Origin of the sequence: Shewanella sp. FDAARGOS_354, from assembly GCF_002209245.2 — a bacterium.
Lineage (GTDB): Bacteria > Pseudomonadota > Gammaproteobacteria > Enterobacterales > Shewanellaceae > Shewanella > Shewanella xiamenensis.
Genome location: NZ_CP022089.2, coordinates 3,689,623 through 3,703,658, shown reverse-complemented (window position 1 = coordinate 3,703,658; position 14,036 = coordinate 3,689,623). Strand labels below are relative to the sequence as shown.

The following is a 14,036-nucleotide window of genomic DNA, read 5'->3' as shown; positions in this document are numbered from 1 at the left end:
CACTCTTGGTCGAATGATCGGATCAGGGAACGAGCATTTAGTTCCTTTTGGGAGCTAAATTCTTATCCGAAGCTCAGGTTATTTAGCAAGATTGATAGTGACTTTAGCCTGCACACTGAGGATGCTCTATTCCTCTGCGGTAGCCGTGCCGAGTTAAAACAGCTCGCATCAAGGTTGGTGTAACGTGGTTCAATGGCATCCTTCGCTCACCCTAGAGCACACACCGAAAACCAGTAAAAAACTCTTTGGCGCGCCGCCCTTTATCTTAAGTGCAAGCTTTGCTCTGCTAATCTTGGTCGGCACTTGCTTGCTTAAACTGCCTATCGCCACCGAGTCGCCCATTACTTGGCTGCAAAGCCTCTTTACCGTGACCTCGGCGGTGACGGTCACAGGGCTAGTTGTTGTCGATACCGGCAGTGTGTTCACGCCCTTTGGCCAAGTGATTATCGCGCTGTTAATTCAATGCGGCGGCCTAGGCTTGATGACCTTTGCCATTGTCACTCTGATAGCACTGGGCGGTAAGATAGGTTTCTTGCAGCAAACAGTGGCGAAAGAAGCGTTTAATCAAACTGATACCTCTACCTTAGTCTCGACTGCTAAGGCCGTACTGGTGTTTTCGCTATTGGTTGAAGCCGTGGGTATGCTGATTTTATCTGTCTACTGGAGCGGCGAATTGGGTTGGCAAACTAGCCTGTTTCACGGCTTCTTTTATACCATTAGCGCCTTTAATAACGCGGGTTTTGCCCTAAGCCCAGATAGCTTAATCCCTTATGTCGCAGACCCAGTTATCAACCTCACTATCACAGGTTTATTTATTGTGGGCGGCCTTGGGTTTTCGGTGTGGATTGATCTTAAACGCAATAAACGTTGGTCGAAACTCACCGTTTACAGCCGTATGATGATTACCGGCACCATATTGATCAATGCCGTGGCCGTGATAGCCATTTATCTGATTGAGTACAACAACCCCAACACCCTCGCGCCCTTAAGCGAACTCGGCAAATGGTTGGCCTCTTGGTTTCAGGCCGTAACCCCGCGCACCGCAGGCTTTAACACCCTACCCATAGACCAACTCGAGGATGGTTCCACCCTATTGATTTTAGTGCTGATGTTTATCGGCGGCGGCTCCCTCAGTACCGCCAGCGGCATTAAAGTCGTGACCTTTATGGTGTTAATCCTCGCCACCTACGGCTATTTACGCCGCGATGAAGCAGTGTATGTGTTTAAGCGCGAAATCCCCAAAGACACCATTAGCAAGGCACTCGCCCTCACGATGATCTCCATCGGCGTCACTTGGCTGGCAATATTCGCCCTCGTACTCACCGAAAACGCCCCGATAATGGATATCGCCTTCGAAGCCGTATCCGCCCTCGGCACCGTCGGGTTATCCCGCGGATTAACAGGTAATTTATCCAGTGCAGGCCAAGGGATTATCATCTTTATGATGTTTATGGGACGCCTCGGCCCATTGATGTTGGCCTACTTCCTTGCCAACCCAAGGGTAAAAAAGCTGCGCTATGCAGAAACCAAATTAGCGATTGGATAAGGAAAACACTAAGGCGCGCCGTAAAAAATAATTCGCTTAGCTATGAGCTATCAACAACCGACACAGTGGGGCATTAATGTAATAATTAGCACGCCCCACTTTTTGTTTCGTTAAGAAACCGTGCTCGACCAGCTGCTCTAAATATTTAGTGGCGGTAATGCGTGTCACACCCAATTCTTCGATTAGAAAGTCAATCTTGGTATAGGGATGATTAAACAAATTGTTTAGTAAATCTTGGCTATAGACTTTTGGAAGCTGCTCACGGATACCTTGTTTGACATCAGTCATCAAGGTTTTCATTTCGGTGATCAGCGAAATGGTATTTTGTGCTGTGTCGATAATGCCATCAAGCATAAATAGCAGCCACTGCTCCCAATTCCCTGAATCTCTTACCGCCTGCAATTTCGCATAATAATCAGGCTTATGCTGAATAATATAACGGCTTAAATACAGAACTGGCAGGTTAAGTAAATCTTTAATAACCAAGTACAAAATATTCAATATACGGCCAGTTCGACCATTACCGTCATAGAAGGGGTGAATACTTTCAAATTGATGATGAATAATTGCCATTTTTACCAACGGATCGGCATCACATTGCTCGTCATCGTTGATAAACAGAATCAGATTTTCCATAAGCTCAGCAATATCATCTGCATGCTGTGGTGGTGTATAGATCACTTCCCCAGTCCGCGTATTCTTAAGCTCCGTGCCCGGTAACTTCCGCAGTCCCGCATTGTTGTGCTCTAGATTTTGTTGTATCGCAAGAATATCGCTGAGGCGGATCAATTTGTTTTGCCGCGCAATATGAAACCCTTGCTTTAAAGCAAAAGCATAATCTTGGACTTCTTTGGTAGCAGGGTTAGTAATGGCCTCTTCAAATAAATTGGCCTTATAAAGCTCATCGTGCGTAGTGACGATATTCTCAACTTCAGAACTATCTTTTGCCTCTTGTAGAGCTAACGTATTGATTAAAATAGCTTCATTGGGAATGCTGGCTGCGACACCTTTAAGCTCTGCCAAGTAGCGATGTGCTTCGGCAGTTTTTTTGAGTACCGAACGGGTTTCCCACAGTTCAATGTTAGGAAGAGGAAGCAAAGCCAGTGAGTCTAACATAGATAAATTCCACTCTTTTTTATACTGAAGAGATTCAATATGTATAGTTTTCCTCAAAAATTATACATGACAGAGAAAACATGTATAGTTTTTCAAGTTTTCTATACATTACACCTAACTCGTTAGACTCAATGGCAAGAATGTTAAAAATGGTAGGATTACCGCAAAAGAGTCACGCAGCACAACACAGCTAACCAACTGATATACAAGAATGAACTCGAGGCTTTTCAGAGTTCTGCGAAGAAGCGGCATACAAACCTCCTTGTTTAATGCTTAACCAAACCAAGCATAATAGGAGGCTGACTTAAGTGCTATTAAGGATGAGTGTCCAGTTTTTCAGCCTCAAGTAAAGTTAAGCATAAATTCGTCCAAATCTTTTGCGATAGTATCTATCGTTTTCTTTTCTGACTGCCGAAGAACTGCTGCATGATAAGAAAATTTGTTACGCAATTGCTGAAAGTTCAATTGGTAGCTTTTCCCACTCAATATGGTTTCAATCGGATTATTGTAGCCTTTGAATAGACCGAGCAAACCAGACCTTTGGTCTAAACTACTTTTTATGGATGCAGCAACATTTACGACATCATGGTAATCATCACAAAACTGCCTTAGCATCGTCTCATAATTAAATTGACTAATTTGAAATTCATTTTCTAAAGCAACACGATTTTTTAATTCATTGATTTGGTCAAAATAGAAGATAAACGTAAATAAATATTAGATACGTCGATCTGAGCTATTAATCCAATATTCCGTTTATAATTTTTTTCGTTTAAGTCAAAAGAGTTTGTTGGGTTTCTCATTTCTTCAAAAACACTCATTATTAGTTTTTTGAACAAATCTAATACGTAGTTCGGATCAGTTAGTTCCATAATCTTACCTAAAAAATAGAGTCACCCAAAGTAAAGCAATAACATAATTCACTTTCGATTTTCCGACAACACATCTGGCTAGAATGACTTGAATAAGTAACAAGAAAAGTAGCAAGGCTGCATTCGAGGTAAAGAATCGAGATAATAGCTTAGATAGTTACGATTGCCATTGTCGTAACTTTGACCGTTGGCGGCATGTATGCCGCCGTCGAGCCTATAGGGATACTTCTTGTAAAATAAAAGGGCGGCGTGTCACAGGGGAAATAGTGACAATGTATACAACGCCAACTTCCTTGAATTGTTATGTGCAGAAAACAAACTTAAATTTACGTATTCCACCGCGCTAACTGAGAATTTCCCAATATTAATTCGATCTCATTATGCGACAGTACATTTGCATCTTCAGATTCAAGCACTTTAATATCTAAATGACATCCCATATTGGCACAAAAGAACTTTACTATTTTCAATCTAAAACTAGTAAGTTCATTCACTTCTAACTCTTTGCTTGCGCTACTTAGCAACTTGAGAGCATCAGCTCTTATACGGACGTATTCTTCATCAACCCAATGTTCATCTGAATCATCCTCAAAATTGTTATGACAAGCGATTTCTAGTTCATTTAATTTTTCTAAATATTTCTTCAAACTTTATTGTTCCCAAACAGACTAAACCGCTTGTCCAGCCGCCACACCAGATGCCCAGGCCCATTGGAAGTTAAAGCCGCCTAACCAACCGCTGACATCCATCACTTCGCCGATAAAAAACAGGCCGGGGACTTTTATGGCTTCCATGGTTTTGGAGGAGAGTTCATGGGTATCCACGCCGCCGAGGGTGACTTCGGCGGTGCGATAGCCTTCGGTGCCATTCATTAACACAGTCCAGCGGTGCAGATCATCGACTAACTTGGCGCGCTCTGCATGAACAAGCTGATTTAAGGCTTTGTTGAGTAAAGCCTCATCGAATAACACTTCCACCAGCCGCTTAGGTAACCACAGGCTTAAGGTATTACGCAGACTCTGTTTAGGATGTGCGGCCAGTTGTTGCTCTAAAGCCTGCGCGGCATCCATATTGGGTAATAGATTGATTTCTATGGTTTCGCCGGCTTTCCAATAGTTGGAAATCTGCAAAATAGCGGGGCCAGATAAGCCTCTGTGGGTAAAGAGCAGGGCTTCGCTAAAGGCGGTGCCATCTTTGGCGGTAATGCGGCTCGGTACGGCAATGCCCGACAGCGGTTCGAAGCGAATTTTATCTTCGCTGTGCCAAGTAAAAGGCACCAGACCCGCGTGAGTTGGCAACACCTTAAGCCCAAACTGCTCGGCCAATTGATAGCCGTAGGGCGTGGCGCCAAGTTTTGGCATGGATAAACCGCCGGTGGCGATCACTAAGGAGTCACAACTTAACTCGCCATTTGAGGTGGTTAGCGCAAAGCGGCCTGCCTCAGTTTTGCTCACCGCCAGAATATCGGTACGCAGCTTAATGCTCACACCCGCCCATTCACATTCGGTCAGCAGCATAGTGACTATCTCTTTGGCCGAGTCATTACAGAACAGCTGACCATGGTCACGCTCGTGGTATTCAATGCCGTGGCGCTCAACCAGTTCGATAAACTGCTGCGATGGATAACGCGCCAATGCGGATTTGACAAAGTGCGGGTTACCACAGATAAAGTTGGCGGGTTCAACTTTAAGGTTGGTAAAGTTACAACGGCCGCCACCGCTGATAAGGATTTTACGCCCTGCCTGCTTGGCATTATCGAGTACCAGTACATCACGACCTCGGTAACCCGCTGTTGCAGCACACATTAATCCTGCGGCGCCGGCTCCGATAATAATTACATCATGATGTTTCACACTCATACTCCAGTCGATAAATTAATTTGGCTATTGCCCATCATCCCAAATAGTTCAAAGACTTGGTTACGGTATTGGTCTTCGATATTGGGGTAGATATTCCGCGTTCAGCATCCAGCCTTAATGGATACAGCCAATGCAGACTGCTGCCAGTACATTAAGGCGATAGCGATCGGACATAAAAAAGGGCGCTATTTTAGCACCCTTTATTTTATTCAGCATCATCACGACTCGCGCTTTATTGCGCTGGCGTTTCTGATTTCTTTTCTCTGCTGAGCAGTTCTTTTGCGGCATCCAAGGGCGCTTTGCCTTGGTATAACACTTGGTAGATTTGCTCGGTGATCGGCATTTCGACGCCCATGCGCTTCGCCAGCGTAAACACTTCTTTAGTATTGCGATAACCTTCAACCACTTGGCCAATTTCGGCCTGTGCGGTATTCACATCGCAGCCTTTACCTAAGGCTAAACCAAAGCGGCGGTTACGGGATTGGTTGTCGGTACAAGTTAACACTAGATCGCCTAATCCAGCCATGCCCATAAAGGTGGCGGTGCTGGCGCCTAAGGCTTCGCCTAAGCGGGTTAACTCGACTAAACCACGGGTAATTAACGCCGTTCTGGCGTTGGCACCAAAGCCAATACCGTCGGACATCCCCGCGCCAATGGCGATAACGTTCTTCACCGCGCCGCCTAATTGCAGGCCGATAAAGTCGTCGTTAGCGTAAACGCGTAAACGTTTAGGGCTGTGCAGCAATTCCACTAGCTCAGCGGTAAATTTAGGACAAGTGCCCGCAACCGAAATCGCCGTAGGTAACCCCATGGCTAATTCCTTCGCAAACGTAGGTCCTGACAATACCGCCAGCGGATATTGCTCGCCTAACACATCACGGGCCACATCTTGCAGCAAACGTCCGGTTTCAGGCTCGAGTCCTTTGGTCGCCCATACGATGCGAGCATCTTGGCGTAACAAAGGTTTCGCTTGGGCCAGTACCGAGCCAAACACATGGCTAGGTACCACAACCAGCACATTATTGCTGGCCGCTAAGGCTTTGGCTAAGTCGGCTTCGATATGTAAACACTCGGGGAAGGCAATACCAGGCAGGAATGCTTGGTTGCATTTGTCCTGAGCGAGCGTTTGCATATGGGCAGGATCGTGCCCCCACAACAAGGTCTTATGACCATTGCTGGCTAGAGAGATGGCAAGGGCGGTGCCATAAGAGCCCGCCCCTAACACCGTGATATCGGCAGAGTTTTTCATGTAATTAAGCGTTAGCTTCTTCGGCTGCTGGTGCAGCTGCTGCGGCTTGACGTTGTTGCACGTATTGTGCGAACAGAGCGTCGAAGTTTACTGGTGCTAAGTTAAGTTGTGGGAAAGTACCACGACCTACTAAGCTACCTACAGCTTCACGCGCATATGGGAATAGGATGTTAGGGCAGTATGCACCTAATGAGTGAGCCAGTTGTGGCTCAGTCAGACCTGCGATTGAGAAGATACCTGCTTGTTGTACTTCACACAGGAATGCAGTTTCGCCAGCGTTTTGTGCAGTCACAGTCAAAGACAGAACCACTTCGTATACGTCGTCGGCTAATTTAGCGCTGCGAGTGTCTAAATCTAACTTAACTTCTGGATTCCATTCTTTTTGGAATACAGCTGGGCTGTTAGGTGTTTCGAAAGAAACATCTTTAGTGTAAACACGTTGGATGTTGAATTGTGGGGCTTGTTGTTCGTTGTTTGCTACTTCAGCCATAATTTCCTACCTATCCTATCAATGTTATGCCAACACTTATCTGGTTGGCTTTTTTGTCTATTTAGCTGGGCTTATGCTTTGATGCCTGAATGAGATCTCAGTACCGTCCCAACGTTCCCTTAACGGGGTACTTTTGAAGTCAATCTAAATACTTAATTTAAGCCCTTAGTGACCACAGGATTAGTATGCCAAACAATGATGACGCAACTGCTGCACAATCAATTAACTATGCAGCACAGCGCATAACTGCCGCCGACAACTTATCTTTTGCTTTTTGAAACAGGCATATTCGCTGCCTGCCATTCACCCATACCACCTTTCAAGTTATACAGGTTTTCAAAACCTTGTTTACTTAAAAGCTGAGCCGCTTGAGACGAGGTCATGCCAGCATTGCATACCAGTATAATGGGACTACCTTTAAACTTTTCAAGGGCAGAAACCTGATTATTTTTGATATCCGCGAGCGTAACGTTAACTGCATCAACAATATGGCCCTTGCGGAATTCGTCATTAGAACGCACATCCACGACTTTGGCGTCTTGTCGGTTCACCATAATAGTGAGTTCTTGATGAGTAACATTTTTGATTTTTGAAAAGCTCGATTTGATCACACTGACCACAAGCATTACAAACAAACCCACCCAAGCCAGACTTAGCATAGTGTGAGCCTTAAAAAATTCGATATATTCTTGCATGGTTACAGCCCGTATAAATGGCGAAAAATTCGATAAGGGCACAGAGTATACCCATTGCCTTGGCAGATTGCAGCAGTTTAGTCACAGTTCTAGAACACAGCTCAGCCCTTGCGCCATCTCGCTTCTCTTGGCGCTCACAGAATCCGCTGAAATAGCCATTCGATGACCTTAATCTAGGTAAAGCGCTTTTTCGTACCCCGCTTACGTAGTAATATTTAACCAATTTCAGATTTCTTTAGCTTCCTTAAACTTTAAAGGTATCACCATGACGACAACTAAACGTCCAATCGCGTTGTTGATCCTCGATGGCTGGGGTTACCGTGAAAATACGCATATGAATGCGATTTACCACGCCAACACACCAGTACTCGACCGTCTCAACGCCCAATATGCCCACGGTTTAATTTCAGGCTCAGGCTTAGATGTAGGCTTGCCCGATGGGCAGATGGGGAACTCTGAAGTAGGCCATATCAACTTAGGTTCTGGCCGAATCGTTTACCAAGAGCTGACTCGTATCAGCAAAGCCATTGCAGATCATGAGTTTGAACAAAACCCAGCCCTTTGCGATGCCGTAGATGCGGCCATCAAAGCCGGTGGTGCGGTGCACATTATGGGCCTGCTCTCTCCCGGTGGCGTACACAGCCATGAAGAGCATATCGAAGCCATGTGCCGCATGGCAGTAGCACGCGGCGCCACTAAAGTATACTTACATGCTTTCTTAGATGGGCGCGATACCCCACCTCGCAGCGCCAAAGGCAGCCTAAGCCACTTTGATGATCTGTTTACTACATTGGGCCATGGCCGTATCGCCTCGATTATTGGTCGTTACTTTGCTATGGACCGTGATAACCGTTGGGACCGCGTGTCACAGGCATACGATCTGATCACCCAAGGCAAGGCGAAGTTCCAATACGATAACGCCGTGACCGCGTTAGAAGCCGCTTACGAGCGTAACGAAAACGATGAGTTTGTGTCGTCGTCAGCCATTACCGACAGCGAAGGCAAGGTTGCCAGCTTGAACGATGGCGATGCGCTGATTTTCATGAACTTCCGCGCCGACCGTGCTCGTCAAATCACCCGCAGCTTTATCAATGCCGATTTCGACGGTTTTGAACGTGCAGTGACGCCAAAGGTTAACTTTGTAACGCTGACCGAATACGCGGCTGATATCAAAGCACCTATTGCTTATCCTTCTGAAAACCTAGTAAATACCTTAGGTGAAGTGCTGCAAAATCGTGGCCGTACTCAGTTACGTATCTCAGAAACTGAAAAATACGCCCATGTGACCTTCTTCTTCAACGGCGGTAAGGAAGAGCCATTCAACGGTGAAGATCGTATCCTGATCAACTCACCTAAAGTGGCAACCTACGACTTACAACCTGAGATGAGCTCAACCGAGCTGACGGATAAGTTAGTCGCAGCGATTGAATCCGCTAAATACGATGTGATTATCTGTAACTACCCTAACGGTGATATGGTGGGTCATACTGGCAACTTCGATGCGGCGGTTAAAGCCTGCGAAGCTGTCGATGCCTGTATCGGCCGCGTAGTTGACGCACTGGCAAAAGTAGGCGGCGAATGTATTATTACCGCCGACCACGGCAACGCCGAGCAGATGACCGACGAAACCACTGGCCAAGCCCATACGGCGCACACCAGTGAACTCGTACCCTTTGTGTTTGTTGGCCGTGACGCCACCATAGATGAAGGTGGTAAACTGAGTGATGTCGCCCCAACGATTCTGCACCTGATGGGTGAAACCATTCCCGCAGAGATGACGGGTAAGCCCTTAATCCACGTTAAAGAGTAGTTGTTACCTAGTGAGCACTCGACTCCCCGTTAAAGCCAGCATTATTGCTGGCTTTATGATGTTATCTTTCTCGGTCTACGCTTCTGATTTGGAGAAGCGTCAGTCCGAGTTGAAATCCATCCAAGCGCAAATCAACCAACAACAAAGCGCGCTTAAAAACACCAGTAAGCAGCGGGAAAAGTTACTCGCACTGCTACGCAGCGATGAAGAGGCGATTGCGGCGGCAGCCAAAAAGGTCAATAGCACCAAAACCAGTTTGGCGCAGATTGATAATACGCTTGCCGAACTCAAGCAACGCCAGGAAGAGTTAGAAACCCTCAAGGTGAGCCAGCAAAATACGCTTTCAAAACAACTTGCGAGCGCATACCTAGCCGGTAACCACGATTACACTAAGATGATGCTGAATCAGCAAAGTCCCGCCACTATTGAGCGGATGTTGGCCTATTACCAATATCTCAACAAAGCGCGGATGAAGTCGATTAACGAGTTAAAACAAACCATCACAGAGCTGGATGAGATTAAAGTCACCCAAACCAGCAAGCAAAAACAATTAACTAAGTTGATGGCCGAGCAACAAGTGCAATCTAAGCGCTTGAATCAAGAACAAGATCAACGCCAATTAACCCTCAATGAATTACAGCGCACCTTAAATACTAAAGGTGCCGAACTCGAACAACTGCAAATTGAAGAGGCCAGCTTAAAACGGGTGGTTGAACAAGCGCTTAAGGCCATGCGTGACAATCCTTCGATGGAAGGCTTCGATAAACAAGGCGGTAAACTCAAATGGCCAACAAAGGGCCGTGTTACTGCTGGTTTTGGCAGCCCGAGATCGGGCCAAGTGGTGTGGAAAGGCACTATGCTCTCTGCGCCCGAAGGACAAAATATTCGCGCGGTTTCTGGCGGTAAAGTCATCTATGCCGATTGGCTTAAAGGCTTTGGTATGGTGATGGTGATAGACCATGGTAAAGGTTATATGAGCCTCTACGGCCATGCGCAGGCCCTGTTAAAAAGCCCTGGAGACATGGTCAAAACCGGTGAAGCAATTGCTTTAGTCGGACGTTCGGGTGGACAGACAGAGCCTGGCCTATACTTTGAAATAAGGTATAAGGGGCAAGCGGTCGATCCAGCCAAGTACTGTCGTTAATCAGTACTGTCGCTAAGGTGGCCGTCCCCATCAACATCGGGGACGGCTATGAAACATCTAATCCGCAATATCGTCTGCCTTGGACTCGGCCTAAGCCTAGGCTTATCCATTAGCCTCTCCAGCCAAGAGAATGCCAAATCATATCAGAGTGACTTCGACTACCCGCTATTGCAGGATGTATTAGAAACGGTCGAAACCTATTACGTTAAAACCGTTTCCAAAGATGAGCTGGTGCAAGCGGCCATTAAAGGGATTTTTGAGCACTTAGATCCCTATTCCAGCTTTTTAAATCACCAAGAGTTACTCGACTTAAAAGACTCCAATCGCGGCGAATACTTCGGCTTTGGCTTTGAGGTCGCCAGCGATAAAGACCATATCAGCATTATCGCGCCCTTTGCGAACTCGCCCGCCGAACAGGCAGGTATCCAAGCGGGTGACATCATTATCAAGCTAAATAACACGCCAACCACCGAAACCAATCTTGCGGATATCCTCAATCAAATCAAACAACATAGTCTGAGTAATCAGGGTATTCACCTCACACTGAAGCACCATAATGATGACGCCCAGTTCGAGGTATCACTCAAACCAAGCACTATTACGATTCAATCTGTCGCCAGCAAATTACTGGATGGTAATATCGGCTATATTAGGCTCAGCAGCTTTCAAGAAAACTCCACCGAGGATATGGTGCGCAGTTTAAGCCAGTGGCAAAACGCGCATCTTACGGGCTTGATTTTAGATTTACGCAATAATCCCGGCGGCTTGCTGGATCAGGCAATCAAAATTGCCGACCTGTTTTTAGCTAAAGGACGAATCGTCTCAACCTCAGGCCGCTTCTTCGATGCCAATTCCGACTATTACGCCTCCCCCCAAACCATGCTGACCAATGTGCCTATGTTAGTGCTGATCAATAAAGGCTCGGCCTCCGCCTCCGAAGTCCTCGCCGCAGCACTACAAGAGAATGGTCGCGCCAAGCTGCTCGGTGAAACCAGCTTCGGCAAAGGCACAGTACAAAGCCTGATCCCCATACTGAACGACGGCAATGCCATCAAGCTCACTATCGCCCAGTACAACACACCCAAAGGGGAAAACATCCACGCTATCGGCATAGTGCCAGATATCAAAGTTGCAACCGAAACTGGCTCCAATCAAAAGAATATGGCTATAATCGACGCCATCTCAGCACGAACCGATGTCAGCCAAGATAACATAGTCATTTCCGCTATTGCTTGGATACAACATCATGACTAATAAGAAGAAATAGTGCGTCTATTTTATATATTGGCCCTTTTGGCTATCAGTATTGCGCCAAGCAATGCAGCTCAAATCGCCTTAATCATCGATGATATCGGCTATCGTCACACCGACGAAGCCGTGCTTTCACTCCCCAGCGCAGTCACCTTATCGGTGCTGCCACACACGCCGCTCAGCAATAAGCTAGCCAAAGCCGCACACGCCAAAGGCCACGAGATTATGCTGCACTTACCCATGCAGGCGCTCAATGGTAAAGCCTTAGGGCTTGGCGGTTTAACCAACAAAATGAGCGAAGCACAGATACGTAGCAGTGTACTTGCTGCTATCGCTAGCGTGCCCTTCGCTAAAGGTGCCAACAATCATATGGGGAGCCTGCTGACGCAGCTCGATGATCCTATGTTATGGGTAATGGAAACGCTAAAGCAGAAGCAGCTCTACTTTATCGATAGCATGACAACCAAATTCACTAAGGCGGGAGATAAGGCAGATTTACTCGGCGTGCCACTGCTACGACGCCAACTCTTTCTCGATAATGACGTCAGTGCAACAGCACTGGAAAAACAGTTTAACTTGATGATAAGCCAGGCTCACGCGCAAGGCAGTTTAGTGGCCATCGCGCATCCTTACCCCGAAACCATTCACTTCTTAAAAACGAACTTAGCACGCCTAAAGGCGGAAGGAATTGAGCTAGTACCGACATCACGCTTGTTGCCCATCGAACTAGCCCATGAGAAAGGCGCTAATCCAACTGTAAGACAGAAATAGTCATACCTGGCAGCAATGCTAGCAACTCATTTCGATTGCTTACAATGTCCTCCAAGCTGTATTGATCGAGCACACTTAAATACGCCTCAACCGCTTTGGCTAATACGCCCTTCAACTGACAGGCGGGAGTGAAGCGGCAGTAAGGTTTGCTGCAATCAATCGGTGCCAGCGAGTTCTCTAACGCACGAATGAGTTGCCCAAGATTAATCTCGCTCGCTGGTTTCCCTAAACGAAAGCCCCCCATCTTACCGCGTATGGTTTCTAGATAACCTAACTTGCCTAAGTGATGCACAATTTTCGAGACATGATTTGGTGACAAATCGAAGACCTCGGTAATCTCAGCGATCCTAAAAAGGGTTGTTCTATCGGGCTGAACCGCCAAATACATCAGCGTGCGAACACCAAAGTCGGTATAGCGTGTTAACTGCATAATTCACCTGTCAGCAATAAACTATTGAGATGTTTGAGATTCAAGGTTTGTGATCAACCAGAGCGCCTCTTCGTTTGAATCCCCACAGACATCTAAAGACGCTTCAAAATCACTACAAACCGCAGGACGATCAGGCGAGCCGAAAATCAAACATAAATTGTCATCACTGAGCTGCACACAGCGCTCTCCAGCCGCCTTACCATTTGGCATACCAGGGATCCCACTGCTGATTGAAGGCGCAATACAGCAAGCACCGCAACCTAGACGACAATTCATTTTATTACTCGTAAAAATTGGTAAACATTATACCGTTTAATTTATCTGAGGGCAGAAACACAGTTCAATACTGCCAAGTGGCGCACAACCACCTCACCCACAAATGAAAAACTGACCTGTCCAGCCGTAAAAACTAGCAGTCTATCATAAAGAAAACCGCTAAACCCTTTTAATAAAAAGAGTGGTTTCAGAATAACTTACATAAACGAGGCTGAGTAAAACACCGCTGAAAGTGAGTCTGAGCAGATTTTTCAACGCATAAACGAAAAAAGCCTCATCTTTCGATGAGGCTTATCTCTTGTGTTGGCGGAGCGGACGGGACTCGAACCCGCGACCCCCGGCGTGACAGGCCGGTATTCTAACCAACTGAACTACCGCTCCAACTCTGTCTGGTCATAGACCAAATTAGGCGCTTGGCGATGACCTACTCTCACATGGGGAGACCCCACACTACCATCGGCGCGATTGCGTTTCACTTCTGAGTTCGGGATGGGATCAGGTGGGACCACAATGCTATTGTCACCAAG

At 46.6% G+C, this 14,036-nt stretch carries 13 protein-coding genes, 1 tRNA gene and 1 rRNA gene; 5 read left to right on the top strand and 10 right to left on the bottom strand.

What is annotated here, in order from left to right:
- The first annotated feature begins 184 nt into the window (after positions 1-184).
- Positions 185-1,546, top strand: coding sequence for a TrkH family potassium uptake protein (locus CEQ32_RS16560; protein ID WP_069453861.1), 1,362 nt, complete (start codon positions 185-187; stop codon positions 1,544-1,546).
- Between the two features lie 36 nt (positions 1,547-1,582).
- On the opposite strand, the gene CEQ32_RS16555 is transcribed toward CEQ32_RS16560, so the two are convergent.
- The 6 genes from CEQ32_RS16555 to CEQ32_RS16520 form a co-directional block, all read right to left on the bottom strand.
- Positions 1,583-2,662: a Fic family protein gene (locus CEQ32_RS16555; RefSeq protein ID WP_088586457.1), complete on the bottom strand. Its 1,080-nt coding sequence runs from the start codon at positions 2,660-2,662 to the stop codon at positions 1,583-1,585.
- Positions 2,663-3,860: 1,198 nt separating this feature from the next.
- The gene (locus CEQ32_RS16540) at positions 3,861-4,181 is read right to left on the bottom strand and encodes a hypothetical protein (protein WP_047539601.1); all 321 of its coding nucleotides are present in this window, start codon (positions 4,179-4,181) and stop codon (positions 3,861-3,863) included.
- 21 nt (positions 4,182-4,202) lie between these two features.
- Positions 4,203-5,387 (bottom strand): NAD(P)/FAD-dependent oxidoreductase, encoded by a 1,185-nt coding sequence (locus CEQ32_RS16535; protein WP_088587004.1) that lies wholly within the window; start codon positions 5,385-5,387, stop codon positions 4,203-4,205.
- A 238-nt stretch (positions 5,388-5,625) separates the two neighbouring features.
- Positions 5,626-6,642, bottom strand: coding sequence for an NAD(P)H-dependent glycerol-3-phosphate dehydrogenase (gene gpsA, locus CEQ32_RS16530; protein ID WP_088586456.1), 1,017 nt, complete (start codon positions 6,640-6,642; stop codon positions 5,626-5,628).
- A gap of 4 nt (positions 6,643-6,646) precedes the next feature.
- The gene (gene secB / locus CEQ32_RS16525) at positions 6,647-7,132 is read right to left on the bottom strand and encodes a protein-export chaperone SecB (protein ID WP_011620882.1); all 486 of its coding nucleotides are present in this window, start codon (positions 7,130-7,132) and stop codon (positions 6,647-6,649) included.
- Between the two features lie 260 nt (positions 7,133-7,392).
- Positions 7,393-7,827 carry a rhodanese-like domain-containing protein gene (locus CEQ32_RS16520; RefSeq protein ID WP_037414466.1) on the bottom strand — a complete coding sequence of 145 codons (435 nt, stop codon included), beginning with the start codon at positions 7,825-7,827 and terminating at the stop codon, positions 7,393-7,395.
- Positions 7,828-8,092: 265 nt separating this feature from the next.
- On the opposite strand from CEQ32_RS16520, the gene gpmM reads away from it, so the two are divergent.
- From gpmM to CEQ32_RS16500, 4 genes are read left to right on the top strand one after another with little or no spacing between them, the layout of a single operon-like run.
- Complete coding sequence (gene gpmM / locus CEQ32_RS16515) at positions 8,093-9,637, top strand: 2,3-bisphosphoglycerate-independent phosphoglycerate mutase (protein WP_088586455.1); 1,545 nt, start codon at positions 8,093-8,095, stop codon at positions 9,635-9,637.
- A 10-nt stretch (positions 9,638-9,647) separates the two neighbouring features.
- On the top strand, positions 9,648-10,781 hold the full coding sequence (locus CEQ32_RS16510) for a murein hydrolase activator EnvC family protein (protein ID WP_037414470.1): 1,134 nt from the start codon (positions 9,648-9,650) through the stop codon (positions 10,779-10,781).
- Between the two features lie 48 nt (positions 10,782-10,829).
- On the top strand, positions 10,830-12,035 hold the full coding sequence (locus tag CEQ32_RS16505; RefSeq protein ID WP_088586454.1) for a S41 family peptidase: 1,206 nt from the start codon (positions 10,830-10,832) through the stop codon (positions 12,033-12,035).
- Between the two features lie 12 nt (positions 12,036-12,047).
- The gene (locus CEQ32_RS16500) at positions 12,048-12,803 is read left to right on the top strand and encodes a divergent polysaccharide deacetylase family protein (RefSeq protein WP_088586453.1); all 756 of its coding nucleotides are present in this window, start codon (positions 12,048-12,050) and stop codon (positions 12,801-12,803) included.
- Here CEQ32_RS16500 and CEQ32_RS16495 read toward each other — a convergent pair.
- From CEQ32_RS16495 to rrf, 4 genes are all read right to left on the bottom strand, one after another.
- Positions 12,778-13,233, bottom strand: a complete 456-nt coding sequence (locus tag CEQ32_RS16495; RefSeq protein WP_088586452.1) for an Rrf2 family transcriptional regulator — start codon at positions 13,231-13,233, stop codon at positions 12,778-12,780. The genes CEQ32_RS16500 and CEQ32_RS16495 overlap by 26 nt on opposite strands.
- A 21-nt stretch (positions 13,234-13,254) precedes the next feature.
- Positions 13,255-13,509, bottom strand: a complete 255-nt coding sequence (locus CEQ32_RS16490) for a YkgJ family cysteine cluster protein (RefSeq protein ID WP_011624688.1) — start codon at positions 13,507-13,509, stop codon at positions 13,255-13,257.
- A gap of 304 nt (positions 13,510-13,813) precedes the next feature.
- Positions 13,814-13,890, bottom strand: a tRNA-Asp gene (locus tag CEQ32_RS16485).
- Positions 13,891-13,920: 30 nt separating this feature from the next.
- Positions 13,921-14,036 (bottom strand): 5S ribosomal RNA (rrf, locus tag CEQ32_RS16480).